At 74.3% G+C, this 15,103-nt stretch carries 11 protein-coding genes; 8 read left to right on the top strand and 3 right to left on the bottom strand.

Annotated elements, in window-relative coordinates:
- Window positions 1-10: 10 nt before the first annotated feature.
- From KGS77_RS15885 to KGS77_RS15865, 5 genes are read left to right on the top strand one after another with little or no spacing between them, the layout of a single operon-like run.
- A complete protein-coding gene (locus KGS77_RS15885) occupies window positions 11-2,593 on the top strand; it encodes a PEP/pyruvate-binding domain-containing protein (protein WP_242581988.1) in 2,583 nt (860 codons plus the stop codon).
- Window positions 2,590-3,567, top strand: coding sequence for an amidohydrolase family protein (locus KGS77_RS15880; protein WP_242581987.1), 978 nt, complete (start codon window positions 2,590-2,592; stop codon window positions 3,565-3,567). Before KGS77_RS15885 ends, KGS77_RS15880 begins: the two co-directional genes overlap by 4 nt.
- 39 nt (window positions 3,568-3,606) lie before the next feature.
- On the top strand, window positions 3,607-4,827 hold the full coding sequence (locus KGS77_RS15875; RefSeq protein ID WP_242581986.1) for an NAD(P)/FAD-dependent oxidoreductase: 1,221 nt from the start codon (window positions 3,607-3,609) through the stop codon (window positions 4,825-4,827).
- A gap of 50 nt (window positions 4,828-4,877) precedes the next feature.
- Entirely contained in the window at window positions 4,878-5,639 is a 762-nt protein-coding gene (locus tag KGS77_RS15870; RefSeq protein ID WP_242581985.1) for a VC0807 family protein, read from the top strand.
- On the top strand, window positions 5,632-9,264 hold the full coding sequence (locus KGS77_RS15865; protein WP_242581984.1) for an ABC transporter ATP-binding protein: 3,633 nt from the start codon (window positions 5,632-5,634) through the stop codon (window positions 9,262-9,264). The genes KGS77_RS15870 and KGS77_RS15865 overlap by 8 nt, the downstream gene beginning before the upstream one ends.
- Before the next feature lie 110 nt (window positions 9,265-9,374).
- Here KGS77_RS15865 and KGS77_RS15860 read toward each other — a convergent pair whose 3' ends face one another.
- Together KGS77_RS15860 and rfbC are read right to left on the bottom strand one after the other, a co-directional pair.
- On the bottom strand, window positions 9,375-9,764 hold the full coding sequence (locus KGS77_RS15860) for a hypothetical protein (protein ID WP_242581983.1): 390 nt from the start codon (window positions 9,762-9,764) through the stop codon (window positions 9,375-9,377).
- Between the two features lie 95 nt (window positions 9,765-9,859).
- A complete protein-coding gene (gene rfbC / locus KGS77_RS15855; RefSeq protein WP_242581981.1) occupies window positions 9,860-10,471 on the bottom strand; it encodes a dTDP-4-dehydrorhamnose 3,5-epimerase in 612 nt (203 codons plus the stop codon).
- A 151-nt stretch (window positions 10,472-10,622) separates the two neighbouring features.
- Here rfbC and KGS77_RS15850 point away from each other — a divergent pair, with 151 nt between their 5' ends.
- The 3 genes from KGS77_RS15850 to KGS77_RS15840 all read left to right on the top strand — a co-directional run bounded on the left by KGS77_RS15850 (window position 10,623) and on the right by KGS77_RS15840 (window position 14,144).
- Entirely contained in the window at window positions 10,623-12,086 is a 1,464-nt protein-coding gene (locus KGS77_RS15850; protein WP_242581979.1) for an NDP-hexose 2,3-dehydratase family protein, read from the top strand.
- Window positions 12,083-13,105: a Gfo/Idh/MocA family oxidoreductase gene (locus tag KGS77_RS15845; protein ID WP_242581976.1), complete on the top strand. Its 1,023-nt coding sequence runs from the start codon at window positions 12,083-12,085 to the stop codon at window positions 13,103-13,105. Before KGS77_RS15850 ends, KGS77_RS15845 begins: the two co-directional genes overlap by 4 nt.
- Before the next feature lie 94 nt (window positions 13,106-13,199).
- Window positions 13,200-14,144 (top strand): NAD(P)-dependent oxidoreductase, encoded by a 945-nt coding sequence (locus tag KGS77_RS15840; RefSeq protein ID WP_242581974.1) that lies wholly within the window; start codon window positions 13,200-13,202, stop codon window positions 14,142-14,144.
- Between the two features lie 126 nt (window positions 14,145-14,270).
- Here the strand turns inward: KGS77_RS15840 and KGS77_RS15835 are convergent, their stop codons facing one another.
- Entirely contained in the window at window positions 14,271-15,098 is an 828-nt protein-coding gene (locus KGS77_RS15835) for a tyrosine-protein phosphatase (protein ID WP_242581973.1), read from the bottom strand.
- Between the last annotated feature and the right edge of the window lie 5 nt (window positions 15,099-15,103).

Here is a 15,103-nt window from a genome sequence, read left to right as displayed (position 1 = left end):
CGCACGAAGAATGGACGTCCTGTCCCTGTCCGAGGTCGGGCTCGACGACGCACCACGCGTCGGCCGCAAGGCGGCCGTGCTCGGTGAGCTGCGCGGCGCCGGCTACGAGGTGCCGGAAGGCTGGGTCATCGGCGCGCGGACGCTGGACGCGGTGTTCGGCCGGGACGCCGGGCCGTACCAGGGGGATGAGCTGCTCGAACGGCTCCGCGAGGTGCTGGCCGCCCTCGGCGACCGCGCCGTGGCGGTGCGCTCCTCCGGCGTCGCCGAAGACCTTACGGGGCTGTCGTACGCGGGACAGTACGAGTCGTTCCTGAACGTGCGCGGGACGGACGCGGTGTTCGAGGCGGTCCGTGCCTGCTGGTCCTCGGGGTCCGGCGAGCGCGTCCGCGCCTACCGCGGTACGGCGAAGGGCGCCGGGGGCACGGACGCCCGGGACGCCCGGGAAGCCGACGCGCAGGGCGGCGGGGTCGGCGTACTGATCCAGGTCATGGTGGACGCCGAACTGGCCGGCGCCGCCTTCACCGTCAACGTCGTCACCCTCGACCCCGAGGAAGCCGTGGTGAGCGTGGTGCGCGGCCTCGGCGAGCGGCTGCTGGCCGGGGAGGTCACCGCCGAGGAATGGGCGGTCCGCGACGGGCGGCCCCGCCGTACCTCCGGCGCACACGCCACGCACGACGTGGACGGTCCGAACGGCACGGACAGCACGGGCAGTGGGGACGGTACGGACAGCACGGACGGCGCCGACGGGATCGCCACGCCCGAGCAGATCCGGCAGGTCGCCGAGCTGGCCCGGTCGGTCGCCGCGCGGTTCGGCCGCCCCCAGGACGTCGAGTGGGCCTTTGGCGGCGGGCGGCTGTGGCTGTTGCAGGCCCGGCCCGTCACCGGCGTACCGGACGCGCTGGTCCCCCACCTCCCCGTGCCCATAGAGGCGCCCCCGGGCACTTCCATGCGCGACCCCAGCTTCGACCGGCCCTGGGTGCCGTTCGTCCGCTCGCTGCTGCTGCCGGTCCTCACCGCGGCCTCGCCGCACCTGTTCGCCTTCAGTACGGGCCTGCGGCCCCGCCCCGTGGAGATCGGCGGCTGGCCGTACGCCAACTACCGGCCCGACACCGCCGCCGAGCTCCTCCGGCGGATCGAGGAGATCGCTGTGCGGGTCGCCGACGGCGAGCCGCGGCGGGTGGTCGAGCGCTGGCACGGCCAGTGGAAGGCCGAGACCGCCGGGCGGATCGCCGGCCTGCGGTCCGTCGCCCTGCCTCCGCTGAGCGACCAGGCCCTCGCCGGGCATCTGGACGCGCTGCGCGAGGCGTTCACCGTCCTGCACGACCGCTACTTCCGGCTCAGCGGCGCCTCGTCCTTCCTGCTCGGGCGGCTCGGCCACATCTGCTCCGAGCTGCTGGGCTGGGAGCCCGCCCAGACCCTGGAACTGCGCGGTGGCCTGGCCGGTGACCACGTACCGGCCACCGCGCGCATCGGCGACCTGGCCCGGCTCGCCGCCGCCACGCCGGGGGTACGGCAGGCGCTGGAGGCGGGTGAACAACCCGCGGACCCCGGCTTCCAGGCGGCCCTGACCGCGTACCTCGCCGAGTACGGGCACCGTACGCCCGGCTTCACCCTGACCGAGCCGACCCTGGCCGAGCAGCCCGAGGTGGTGCTCGGGCTGGTCCGCGCGCAGGTGGCGGAGCCGTACGACGTCGACGCCGAGCGGGAGCGGCTCGCCGCCCGCCGTGCCGCCGCGGTGGCCAGGGCCCGCGCGGCGCTCGCCGCCCGCCCCGCCGCCGACCGCGAACGGTTCGAGACGGCGCTGGCCGACTCCGACCTCAGCAGCCCGGTCCGGGACGAGAAGTCCTTCCACGCGGTGTCGCTGTGGGCGCTCATGCGCTACGCGGTGCTGGAGGCAGGCTCCCGCCTCGCGGCCCGCGGAGCCCTGGCCACCCCTGACGACGTGCTCTTCCTGGAGTACGAGGAGGTCCTGGCGGCCCTGGAAGGAACACCGCCCGCCGTGGGCGTGGTGGCGCCCCGCCGCGGCGGGCACGCCTGGGCCCTGGCCCACCCCGGCCCGCCCGTGTACGGCCCGCCCCCGCGCCCGGCCGAACCGGAGCCCGGGGACCCCGAACCGTCCCCCGCTGCCCGCGCCGTCATGGACGCCGCCCGCTGGACGATGGGCGTCTTCGGCGCGGGAGCCGTGGCGGGCCGCGCGGACGCGCGGGAGACGCTGCACGGCGTGGCCGCGTCCCCCGGCCGGTACACCGGCACCGCGCGGGTGATCACGGACGCGGCCGGATTCGGCCGGCTGCGCGCCGGAGACGTACTCGTGTGCCCGCACACCACCGCCCAGTGGGCCGTGCTGTTCCCGTCGGTGGGCGCGCTGGTCACCGACCGGGGCAGCCTGCTGTCCCACCCGGCGACCCTCGCCCGTGAGTACGGGGTGCCCGCGGTGGTGGCCACCGGCACCGCGACGCGGGACTTCCGCGACGGCGACCGGCTCGTGGTGGACGGCTCCCGGGGCACCGTACGCCGGGCCGCCGACAGCCCCGTACGCCGGTCCGCCGACAGCGCCGGGCCGCCGCCCGCCGACTCCAGGAGAGGAACATGACCGCACGCCGGATCGACGTCCACCACCACGCCATCCTCCCGGGGATCGCCGAGCTGATGCGGGAGGTGGGCGCCCCCTTCAAGATCCCCTGGTCGCTCGCCGGGACCGAGCGGCTGATGGCGGCGAACGGCATCGGGGCCGCGCTGATCTCCAACGCGATCCCCGGGGACTTCTTCACCGACGCCGCCACCGCCGCCCGGTTCAACCGGGCCGCCAACGAGTGCGTCGCGCAGTTCGCCGCGGACCGCCGGGATACCTTCGGCCTGCTGGCCGGGCTGCCGATGCCGCACGTGGACGCCGCGCTGGAGGAAGTGGCGTACGCGTACGAGGAGTTGAAGGCCGACGGGGTGGTGCTGATCCCGCACGCCGGCCGCGCCTACCTGGGCGACGCGCTCTACGAGCCGCTGCTGGAGGAGCTGAACCGGCGCGCCGCGGTGGTGCTGGTGCACCCCATGGCCCTGCCGGACACCGCGCCGATGAACGTTCCGTACGTCCTGGCCGACTTCCTGCTCGACACCACTCGCGGCGGGCTGAGCCTGATCCTGTCCGGCGCGCTGGAGAAGTACCCGGACATCAGGTTCATCCTGTCGCACGGCGGCGGCTTCCTGCCGTACGCCGCCGACCGGGTGCGCTGGCTGGGCCCGGCCTTCTTCGGCCACGACCCGAAGCGGATCGCCGAGGGCCTGCACCGGCTCTACTACGACACGGCGCTGACCGGCCCCAACGCGCTGCCGAGCCTGCTGAAGGCCGTACCGCCGCAGCGGATCCTGTTCGGCACCGACTGGTGTGCCGCGCCCGCCGACGCCGTGACCGACTGCGTACGCGGCCTGGACGCCGCACCGCTCACCGAAGACCAGCGGCGCCTGATCGACCGCGAGAACGCGCTGGCGCTCTTCCCCCGCTTCGCCGGAACCGGAGCCGGAGCCGGAACCCGGGCCGGGGCCGGAGCCGCGACCGCCGCGCCGGTGAGCTGAGACCTCGATGAGGACCGACGGAGAACGCACGGAGGACGGATGAACAAGCCCACCAGAGCGCCGCGCGTGGTGATCTCGGGCGCCGGGGTCGGCGGCCTGTGCCTGGCCCAGGGCCTGCGCGCCCATGGCATCGACGTGGCGGTGTACGAGGCCGACCGCACCGCGGACTCGCGGTTGCAGGGCTACCGGCTGCGGATCGACGAGTTCGGCCGCGCGGCGCTCGCCGCCTGCCTGCCCGAGCGCCTCTACGCGCTCCTGGAAGCGACCTCCAACCGGCTGTACATGCCGCGCGGGGTCACCTACGACGAACAGCTCAACGAACTGGGCGCCCACCGGCCCGCCGGCACGCCGCTCGACCCGGCCCGGGCCAGCATGGTGGTCAACCGGCGCACCCTGCGGCAGGTCCTGCTGACGGGCCTGCGCGAGGTGGTGCACTTCGGCCGTACGGTCGTCGGCTACGAGGCGGCCGGCGACACGGTGCACGTACGCTTCGCGGACGGGGCGAGCGAGGCCGCCGAGGTGTTCGTCATCGCCGACGGCATCAACTCCCTGGCCCGGCAGCAGCGGCTGCCGCACGCGCAGGTGCTGGACACCGGACTGCGCGGCGTCTACGGGCACATGGCCCTGGACGCCGAGGCGCTGTCGTGGATCCCGCCGGAGCTGCTCGGCGGCTCCCGGCCGGTCCTCGGCCCCGACCGCCGCACCCTGGCGCTGGGCGTCTTCCGGCCGCGTACGCCCATCCCCGAGGCGGTACGCCGCCACGCGCCCGAGGCCGAACTGGACCCCGTCGGCGACTACCTCAAGTGGACCCTGGTCGCCCCGGCCGAGGGCTACCCGGTGCCGGAGGACGAGCTGTTCGCCGCCGGGCCGCTCCAACTGCACGCCCTGGCCACGGAGATGACCGAGGGCTGGCACCCGGTCCTGCGCCGGATGGTGGCGCGGGCCCACCGCGAGAGCACCTTCGCCCTGTCGATCCGGGCCGTCCCCCTGCCCGAACGCTGGGAGCCGAGCCGGATCACCCTGCTCGGCGACTGCATCCACGCCACGACCCCGGTGGGCGGCGTGGGAGCCAACACGGCGCTGCGCGACGCCGCCCTGCTGTCCTCCCACCTGGCCACCGCCGCGGAGCGCGGCACCCACCCCGTGGCGGCGATCGCCGCGTACGAGGACGCCATGCGCGGCTACGCCCACCAAGCGGTGCAGGGCTCGCTGCGCGGCGCCGAGACCGTATTCCGCGCCCGCCGGCTCGCCGGGGTCTGAACCCCCGCCGGGACCGAGCGGGCGGCACCGCCTGGAAGGAAGAACCCCTGATGTCCCTGTCGATGTCCTTGTCGACGCGCTTGTCCGTGCTGCGCGGCCCCGCCGCGCGTACCGTCTACCCGCTGCTGCTCGACATGGCGGCGCCCGCCGCCAGTTTCTTCGTCCTGCACTTCCTCTTCGGCGCCGGGCCGGTGCTCGCGCTGAGCGTCGGGGCCGCCGCGGCCGGGGTGCGTACCGTCATCGGCGCCGTGCGCTCGCGCCGGCTCAACGCCTTCCCGCTGATGATGCTGGTCACGCTGGCCGGCAGCCTGGTCCTGACCTTCGTCACGGGCGACGCCCGGCTGGTGCTGGCCAAGTCGGCCGTGGTGCCCGCGCTGGGCGGCGTCTACGGCCTGGTCACCACGTTCCTCGGACGGACCGTCATCAACGACGTGGTGACCCCCTTCATCACCAAGGGCGACCCGCGGCTGACCGCCGCCTGGGACGCCGCATGGGCGCAGGACCCGGCGTTCGTACGCCGGTTCCGGCTGCTCAACGTGCTGTGGGGGGCCGGCTTCATCGTCGCGGCAGCGCTGCGGGTGGTGATCGTCTACACCACGCCGCTGAGCGTGGCGGTCGTGGTCTCCCCGCTGCCGACCCTGGTCGCGCTGGCCGGCCTCGCCCTGGCCAGCAAGGTGCTCGGCAAGCCGCTGCTGGCCACGATGCGCGCCCGTGCCCGGGCCGCCGCCCGCGCCCGCGCCACCGTACGGGCCCGCGCCGCCGTCCGGGCCGGGCGGGCCCCGCTCAGGGCGGAGGTCGCGGTCGGTGGCTGACCGGGGCACGGGACCGCGCGTCTGGTGGGTGCGGCGGCTGTGGCGGTTCCTGGGCCGCAACCGCCTGGACCTGGTGCTGGCGTTCGTGGGCGCCTGTACGGGCTCCCTGCTCTCGGCGGTCGTGCCGCTGGCCCAGCAGCGGATCGTCGACGCCGCGGTCCGGGGACAGCCCGGGCAGGCGGCGCGCTGGGTGGCGCTGTTCGTCGCGGTCGCGGTGGTCGTCCTGGTGGCCAAGCGGAGCTGCCTGTACCGCCAGGCGAAGATCGTCACCGAGGCGCAGTACCAGATGCGCGACCTGCTGCACCGGCACGGCCAGCGGCTGGACGGCCCGGCCCGGCACGACCTGTCGACCGGGCAGATCATCTCCCGCGTCACCTCGGACACCGGCACGCTGGTACGGGCCCTGGCCAAACTGCCGGGCGCCTTCGGCGCGCTGCTCTTCACGGTCGCGGGCCTGGGCACGATGGTGCTGATCAGCCCACCGCTGGCGGGCTGCACCGCCCTGCTGATCCCGGTCATGATCTACCTCGCCCACCGGGGCGGCCGGGAGCTGAGTCAGGCCACCACGTACGCGCAGCAGCGGCAGGGCGAGCTGACCCAGACCGTCTCCCAGGCACTCGCCGGGATCCGCGTGGTCAAGGCGTACCGGCAGGAACACCGCGAGGCCCGGCGCGTCCAGGACGAGTCGGCCGGGCTGCTGCGGGCCCGGCTGGGCGCGGCACGGCTCCAGGCACGCAAAGAGGCGCTGCTGACCACGGCGCCCGCGGCCGGGCAGCTCGTCGTGCTGCTGGCCGGCGGCTGGCTGGCGCTGCGCGGTGAGGTCGGTGTCGGCGCCTTCCTGGCGGCGACGGGCTTCCTGGCCATGCTGGTCGGCCCGACCGCCGTCCTGGCCACCACCGTCACCACACTCAACCGGGCCCGGGCCTCGGCGGACCGCGTCTTCGAAGTGCTGGACGCCGCACCCGCCGTGGCCGAGCGCCCGGACGCCCGGCCGCTCCCGGACGGCCCCGGCGAGCTGATCTTCGAAGGGGTGTCCTTCGCGTACCACCCGGACCGCCCGGTGCTCGACGGCTTCACCCTGCGTGTCGCGCCCGGCGAGACGGTGGCCCTGGTCGGCGCGTCCGGCTCGGGCAAGACCACGGCGGCGATGCTGCCCGCGCGCTTCCACGACCCCACGCGCGGGCGGGTGCTGCTCGACGGGGCCGACGTGGCCTCGGTGACGCCGGCTTCCCTGCGCGCGCAGGCCACCGTGGCGTTCGAGGACCCTTTCCTGTTCTCCGGCACGATCCGCGACAACATCACCTACGGCCGCCCGGACGCCACCGACGCACAGGTCGAGGGCGCCGCGGCCCGCGCGGGCCTGGCCCGGTTCGTCGCCGGTCTGCCCGACGGGTACGACACCACAGTGGGGCCGCGGGGCCTGGGCCTGTCCGGCGGCCAGCGGCAGCGGATCGCGCTGGCCCGCGCGCTGCTGGGCGACCCGCGCGTACTGGTCCTGGACGACGTCACCAGCTCGGTGCACCCCGCGCTGGAACAGGAGATCGCCGACACCCTCCGGGAGGCGGTGGCCGGCCGCACCACCCTGATCGTCGGCAACCGGCCGGCCCTGATCGCCCTGGCCGACCGGGTCGTACTGCTCGCCGACGGGGCCGTCGCGGCGGAGGGCACCCACGAGGAGCTGTGGCGCGGCCACCCCGCCTACCGGGCGCTGCTGTCCGCTGCCGTACCGCCGGTAAAGCCCGCGCCACCTGCGGGAACGGTAGGCCGGAAAGCCGTACCGCACCCCGCCGGGAACGCCACCCGCGACCTCGTCCAGAACTCCGCCCCGGGCCTCACGAAGCACCCCGCGAAGCACCCCGTCAAGAACTCCGGCCCCCGGCCGCTGCCCGCCCCGCCCTCCGAGGACGGCGGCCGGTTCCGCTGGCCGGAGCTGCTGCGGGCGCACCGCCGGGCCCTGCTGGGCGTGGCCCTGCTCGTACTGCTCGACGCCGTGGGCGGCGCCGTCCGCCCGGTGCTCGCCCAAGGAGTGATCGACCTGGGCCCGGGCGGTGACCGATGGGCGCTGGCCGGGTACGGCCTGGCGTTCGCCGCGGTGGTCGCCCTCCAGTACGCGGGCCTGCGGGCGCTGGCGGTGCTGGCGAACACCATGGGCCAGCGCGTCGTGCACGAACTGCGGACCCGGGTGTGGTCCCACCTGCTGCGGCTGCCTGTGGACCGCATCGAGCGCCACCGGGGTGGCGACCTGCTCACGGTCGTGGCGACCGACGCCGACGCGGTGTCCGAGATGCTCTCCTCCGGGCCGGCGAGCATCGTGGTGGCGCTCTGCGCGTTCCTGGTGGCACTGGTCGTGATCACCGGCGTCAGCGTGGCACTGGCGGGCGTGGTGCTGGCGACACTGGTGCCGCTGGCCGTGCTCGCACTGGTCTGCCAACGGCTCTCCGCCCGGCAGTACCGGCTCACCCGGCAGCGGGTCACGGAGCTGACCGGCAGCCTGGAGGAGAGCCTTTCGGGGGCCCGGGAGTCCCAGGCGTACGGGGCGGACGGGCAGCGCCAGGAAGTCTTCCGCGCCGCGGCCCGCGGCTACGCCGAGGCCAGGATGCGCACCCAGCGCCTGGTGGCGACCTACTTCCCGCTCATCGACCTGGTCTTCGACCTCGGGACGGTGGCACTGCTCGGCGTCGGCGCCGTACTGGTCCAAGGTCACCGGATCGCCCCGTCCGGGCTGGTCGTGTGCGTGCTGTGCCTGGGCCTGATGTACCCGGCGCTCCAGCAGATGTTCGGGCTCTTCGACTCCTGGCAGCAACTGCGGGTCTCCATGGACCGCGTGGGCCGGGTCTTCGCGGCCAGGCCCGACACCGACACCGGCACCGGCGCCCGCACCACGACGACGTGGACACCGTCCCACCCGTCCGGAGCGCGCCTGCGACTGGAGGAAGTCGGTTTCCGCTACCAGGACGGCCCGCAGATCCTGCGCGGCGTGGACCTGGAAGTGGCACCGGGGGAGACGCTGGCAGTGGTCGGCGCCTCGGGAGCGGGCAAGTCCACCCTGGTCAAGCTGATCGCCGGACTCCACCCGCCCACCGAGGGCCGGGTCCTGCTGGACGGCATCGAACTGCGCTCGGCGTGGCCCGCGGACGGCCGGGCGCTCGTGGGCTACGTACCCCAGGAGCCGTTCCTGCTGCCCGTCAGCATCAGGGAGAACATCGCCTACGGCCGACCGGACGCCACCGACGAGGAGATCGAGGCCGCCGCCGCACTCGCCGGCGTCCACGAGGCCGTCATCGCCCTCCCCGGCGGCTACGGCCACGTCCTGGACGAGCGGACCTCCACGCTCTCCGCGGGCCGCCGCCAACTGCTGTGCCTGGCCCGCGCACTGCTCGCCGACCCGGCCCTGCTGCTGCTCGACGAGGCCACCTCGCACGGGGACGCGACCCTCCTGGAAGCCGTGCTGCGCGCCGCCCGGGGCCGTACCACCATCATGATCACCCACCGCCCGTCCGACGCCGCCCACGCCGACCGGGTCGCCGTACTGGCCGACGGCCGCCTCGCCGAAACCGGCCGCCACGAAGAACTCCTGGCCGCCAACGGCCCGTACGCCGAACTGTGGGGCTCGCCCGTCCACTAGACGATCGAGTCCCAGGCATCACGAAGGGGGCGTCCGCAGCGTGCCGGGCGCCCCGGTCGCTGTGCCGAGGTAGCCGTGGCCGCGCCGGGGCTCGGCGAACAGCTACCTGGTTACCTGGCCCCGTTGATGCACCCTTCCGTCATCGCATGGGGAATCCTGTCCCTGCTGCCCACGGCTGGGGTCAGCCGGTCCCTGCACCACCGTAGGTAGAAATCGTCCGCCATGCCGGGGCCAGGGCCTTTGCCTTGATCGACGAGAGCAGCGGCGAGGTCCTTGCCGCGGTTGAACTGGGCGTGTTCGGCCGAGCCGTGCTGGTACGGATTGCCGTGCACGATCCTGGTCGTGGGCTCCGGGGCATCCGGCCCGCCGAAGGGGCCGAACTCGACGACGAGCAAGGCGGCAGGCAGGCCGATCAGGAGTGCGGCAAACGACCAGCCCATCCGCGACGAGGTCCTTTTGCCGACGGCGTAGGACAGCAGCCCCAGCGGGATGAACAGCACGAACGCCAGGATGGGGATGAATACCGCACCAGCTCCCACGTCAGGGACCTCTCTCACGCCTCGGGGCCACGTCACTGTACGCGCGGCCCCGGGCCTCAGCGGGCAGGGGGGCGGCAGTCCTCGTACGAGGGGAGCCGGCCGGCGTCGAGCAGGGCGCGCAGCGACGGGGCGTCGGTGTCGCCCGGTGACATGACCGGCGGACGGGGCAGCCGCAGCGGCAGGCCGATGTCGGGGTCGAAGGCGTCCACGGTGATGACGTCCTGCGGCACGTACCCCGCCGTGCACTGGTACTGGACGCAGGTGTCGTCCTCCATGGCGTAGAAGGCGTGGCCCAGGCCCTCGCCCAGGTACACCGCCGCGGCGGACCGGGCGTCCAGTACGGTCATCTCGTACGCGCCGAAGGTGGGCGAGCCGACGCGCAGATCGACCGCGAAGTCCAGGACGGCCCCGCGCAGACAGCTCACCAGCTTGGCCTGGCCGGGCGGCACCGCCGTACCGTGGATGCCCCGCAGGACGCCCCGCCGGGACACCGAGACATTGGTCTGTACGATCCGGACCGGACGGCCCACCGCCTCCGACAAGGCGTCTTCCCGGTACGTCTCGAAGAACTGCCCCCGTTCGTCGTCGAAGGACGTCGAGGTGACCAGCAGGACGTCCGGGATGCCCAAGGACCTGACCTGCATGCTTCGCGTGCTGACGAGTTCCATGCCGCCACCATGGCCGGGCGCGGTCGAGCCGGGTTGGTGGGAGGGCAGGCGATCGCGGGGGTGCGACGAGGGCGCGCGGCGCGTGCGACCCGGCGGGGGCGACCAAACGCCTGCGATCGGTTCTTGAACCGCTGCGGCCAGGTTTCCGTGTATGAGCATCGCCACGTCCGTGCCGCACTCCGCCTCCGATTCCGACACCGCCCGCCGGTTCGCCCGGTCGGGGCGCGCCCGTGACGGAGTGCTGTGCACCAACGCCGAGTTCGACGCCTGGTTCGCGCGGCAGCGCCTGGCCAACCGGTTCGAGGTCACCCCGGTCCCGTTCAGCCGGCTGCGCGGCTGGCGGTTCCGGACCGACACCGGCGATCTGGCCCACGACAGCGGAGGGTTCTTCCGGATCGAGGGGCTGCGGGTCACCGGCGACCTCGGCGAGTGGTCCCAGCCGGTCATCAACCAGCGGGAGATCGGCGTCCTGGGCATCCTGGTCAAGGAGTTCGACGGCGTACCGCATCTGCTGATGCAGGCCAAGATGGAGCCGGGCAACGTCAACACCGTCCAGTTGTCACCGACCGTGCAGGCCACCAGGAGCAACCACAGCGGGGTGCACGGCGGGCGCGCCGTTCCGTATCTGGAGTACTTCACCGATCGGACCGGTTCCGGTTCCGATGACGGTTCTGGTGACGGGTCCGGCTCCCGCGCGCTTGCACGTTCCCGTACGCGGGTGATCGCGGACGTGCTCCAGTCCGAGCAGGGCGCGTGGTTCCTGCGCAAGCGCAACCGCAACATGCTGGTCGAGGTGGACCAGGACGAGGACGTGCCGGCGCACCCGGACTTCCGCTGGCTGACGCTCGGTCAAGTGGACCGGCTGCTGCACCGGGACAACGTGGTCAACATGGACGCCAGGTCCGTCCTGGCCTGCCTCCCGCGGCTGCCCGACGAGCCGTCCCCGGGCGCCTTCGGCCACGCCCTCCACCAGGGCCTGCGGCCGGGGTCGTGGTCGTTGCACAGCGACGCCGAGATACTGCACTGGATCACGGGGCAGAAGGCGCGGCGTCAACTCACGCAGGAGCGCATCCCATTGAGCGAGGTCGCGCCGTGGCGGCGGGACCATGCGACGATCTCCCATCCGACGGGCCGCTACTTCCGGGTGATCGCGGCCGAGGTCACCGCCGGCAACCGGGAGGTCCCCGGCTGGACCCAGCCCCTGGTCGAACCGGCCGGGCCGGGCGTCGTGGCCTTCCTCACCCGCCGCGTCAACGGCGTACTGCACGTCCTGCTGCACGCCCGGCCGGAGGCGGGCTGTACGGACGTGCTGGAACTCGCCCCGACGGTGCAGTACCAGCCGTGCAACCACCCGGGCCGCCCGCCGCGCTTCAGCCGCGAGGCCGCCGCGGGCGATCGCCTGGTCTATGACGCCCTGCAGTCGGAGGAGGGCGGCCGGTTCATGAACGCCCAGAACCGCTACCGCATCGCCGAGCTGGGGGAGGGGCACGAGCTGGAGGTGCCCGAGGACTTCATGTGGGTGACGCCCCGGCAGATGACGGGCCTGCTGCGGCACGGCTACTACCTGAACGTCCAGGCCCGCAGCCTGTTCGCCGCCCTCCTGTCGCTGGCATGAGCGGCCCCGTACCCCACATCGCACGGCGTGCTGCGTCACCGTCGCCGGACGTCGCGCTGCGCTTCGCGGTCCTGGGCGCCGCCGACATCGCCTGGCGCCGCATGCTGCCGGCCATGGAGGCGTTCGCCGGTACGGAGATCGCCGTGGTGGCCAGCAGGAGCCCTCAGCGGGCCGCCCGGTTCGCCGAGCGCTTCGGCGCGGACACCGCACCGGATTACGAAACGGCGCTGGCCCGCCCCGGCGTTGACGCCGTCTACATCCCGCTGCCCAACGCCCTGCACGCGCCCTGGGCCGAACGGGCGCTGGCCGCCGGGAAACACGTACTCGTCGAAAAGCCCCTGGCCACCGACGCCGCCACGGTCGTCCGGCTCCAGGAGCTGGCCCGCCGCCGTGGCCTGGTCCTGCGCGAGAGCATGATGTTCGCGCACCACCGCCGGCACGCTGAGGTGCGGCGGCTGGTCGCCGAAGGCGCCGTCGGCACACCCCTGTCCTTCTCCGCCGCCTTCACCGTGCCCGCCCGCCCCCAGGGGGACATCCGCCTGGACCCCGGCCTGGGCGGCGGAGCGCTGCTGGACGCCGCGGTCTATCCGGTACGTGCCGCGCTGCTGCACCTGGGCCACGGCCTGGAGGTGGCCGGGGCGGTACTGCGTCACGAGAACGGTACGGACACCGGCGGAAGCGCCCTGCTGGTGTCCCCGCAGGGGGTGACGGCGCAGTTGGAGTGGGGTTTCGGGCGTCCGTACCGCTGTCACTACGAGATCGTCGGTACGGACGGTGAGCTGCGGGCCGAGCGGGCGTTCACCCCGCCCCCCGACCACAGGCCGGTGCTGCGCCACACCCGCAACGGCCGTACGGAGGAGAGCGAAACGGCACCGCACGACCAGTTCCAGGCGGTGCTGGCCGCCTTCCGCGCGGAGGTCGCGGGGACGGTGCGCGGTGACGCGGACCGGGCCGCGAGCCTGGCCCAGGCGCGGCTGATCGACCACATCAGGCAGGACGCCCGCGCCCACAAGGCCTGAACGGGGCGCGGGACCAGCGAAGGGACCGCAGGGCGTGGGGCAGGAGAACCGGGCCCGCAGGGGCCGGGCGAGGGAAGGGAAAGGAGCGCACCGGATGGAGAACGCCGGCCGGGCCATGGTGTTCGGCGGAACCGGTTTCGTAGGGAGGCACATCTGCGCGGCCTTCGCGCACCACGGCTGGGACGTCGTCGCCGTCTCCCGCCGCCCGGCCCAAGTGTCCGGCGCCCGGACGGCGGTGGCCCTGGACGTGGTACGTGCCGCGCCCGCGGACGTCGGCCGCCTGCTGGCGGACCACGGGCCGGACGTGGTGGTGAACGCGGCGGGCAGCTACTGGGGGCTGGACGAGGAGGGGATGCGCGCCTCGTTCGGCACGCTCACCGCGCGCCTGCTGGCCGCCCTGGCCGCCCGCCCGGCGCCGGCCCGCCTCGTCCATCTCGGCACCGTCATGGAACACGCGCCGACGCCCCGCGGCCAGGCGCTGACCGAGCGCTCCCCGCTCGGCCCGACCGGTGCGTACGGGCGTGCCAAACTGGCCGCCACGCGGGCCGTGCTGGACAGCGGCCTGGACGCCCTGGTGCTCCGGCTGACCAACTCGGTCGGCCCGGGCGTGCACCGGCAGAGCCTGGTCGGGAAGGTGGCGCAGGCGCTCCACCAGGCACGCGAGGCGGGGACCCGGGCCGAGATCACCTTGGCGCCGCTGCGTGCCGAGCGCGACTACCTGGACGTACGCGACCTCGGTGACGCCGTGGTGGCCGCCGCGTCCGCCACCGCTCGGGGCGTGGTGAACATCGGCTCCGGACACGCCTACCCGGTCCGTGACCTGGTCGGGGACCTGGTGCGGCTGAGCGGCGTACCGGCCCGGATCACCGAGCGGGAACCCGGGGCGGGCGGGCCGGTCGCTCCCGGCGCCGCCGCCGAGTGGCTGCGGGTCGACCCGGCCACCGCCCGTGAGCTGCTGGGCTGGGCGGCGAGGCGCACGCTGTCCGGCGCCCTGGCCGACCTCTGGGCCGCCGGGCTGCGGGCACCGGCCGGGGTCTGAACGACGGACCCGGGCGCAGCGCGGGCGCGGGCCGGCCTGGAGCGCGGGACACAGAGGGGGGAAGGAGCACCGCCGGTGCTCCTTCCCCCCTCTGCCGTACGGCGGCAGCTTGTCCTGCGGCGGCGGTCAGCCCAGCAGCGACCGGCGCAGTCGCCGCAGGTCGGCGTCGCGCACCCCCAGGCCACGGCTGAGGTAGCCGCCGAAGGAGCCGAAGGAGGTATCGGCCTGCTGGAAGGCGGCGTCCAGGTACTCCGTCCAGGCGTAGGTGGTGCCGAAGGTGAGGTTGCTGAGCAGGAATTCCTGGTCGACCTGGGCGCGGTCCACGCCGAGGGCCGTCATCAGCACGGCGGTGGCCCAGCCGGTGCGGTACGTACCGGAGTTGCAGTGCAGGTAGAACGGCTTGCCGTCCAGCGCCGCGACCTCGCGCACCGCGAGTCCGAAGGAGCCGCGCGCCTGCGCGGAGGTCACGTAGCCGCGGAACTCCTCCAGCACCCCCGCGTCGGGCTTGGTGGTGTCGAAGCCGCCGGTGTGACCGCCACCCGGGTCCTCGACCGGCGCCGGTACCGTCCGTACGCCCGCGGGCAGCCGGTCGGGCTTGCCCTTGTCCACTTCGGCGCGGCTGAGGAAGTTGACGTCCACGGACAGCTTGAGGGCGGCGAGCTGGGTGACGCCGGTGTCACTGAGCCGGCTGAGCGTGCTGCCGCGGAAGAACGTGCGCTGGTGGATCGTGCCGCCGCAGGCGGCCTTCCAGCCGCCGACGTCCCGGACGTTGAAGGCGCCGTCCACGTCGACGAACCGCGCGCGCGGGTCGTCCGGCGGGAACGCGGCGGTGGCCGGGCGCCGGGCGGCCCGCGCGGCCGGGGCGGCGCCGACGGCGAGCCCCAGGACGGCCGCGCCGATACCGGCCAGCGCCTGGCGGCGATTGGGGGAGAACGCGCGTATGTGAGTGGGCACTTGGT

Origin of the sequence: Streptomyces sp. MST-110588 (assembly GCF_022695595.1) — a bacterium.
Taxonomy (GTDB): domain Bacteria; phylum Actinomycetota; class Actinomycetes; order Streptomycetales; family Streptomycetaceae; genus Streptomyces.
The sequence above is the reverse complement of the archived record's forward strand: the minus strand, read 5'-3'. Positions and strand labels throughout refer to the sequence as shown.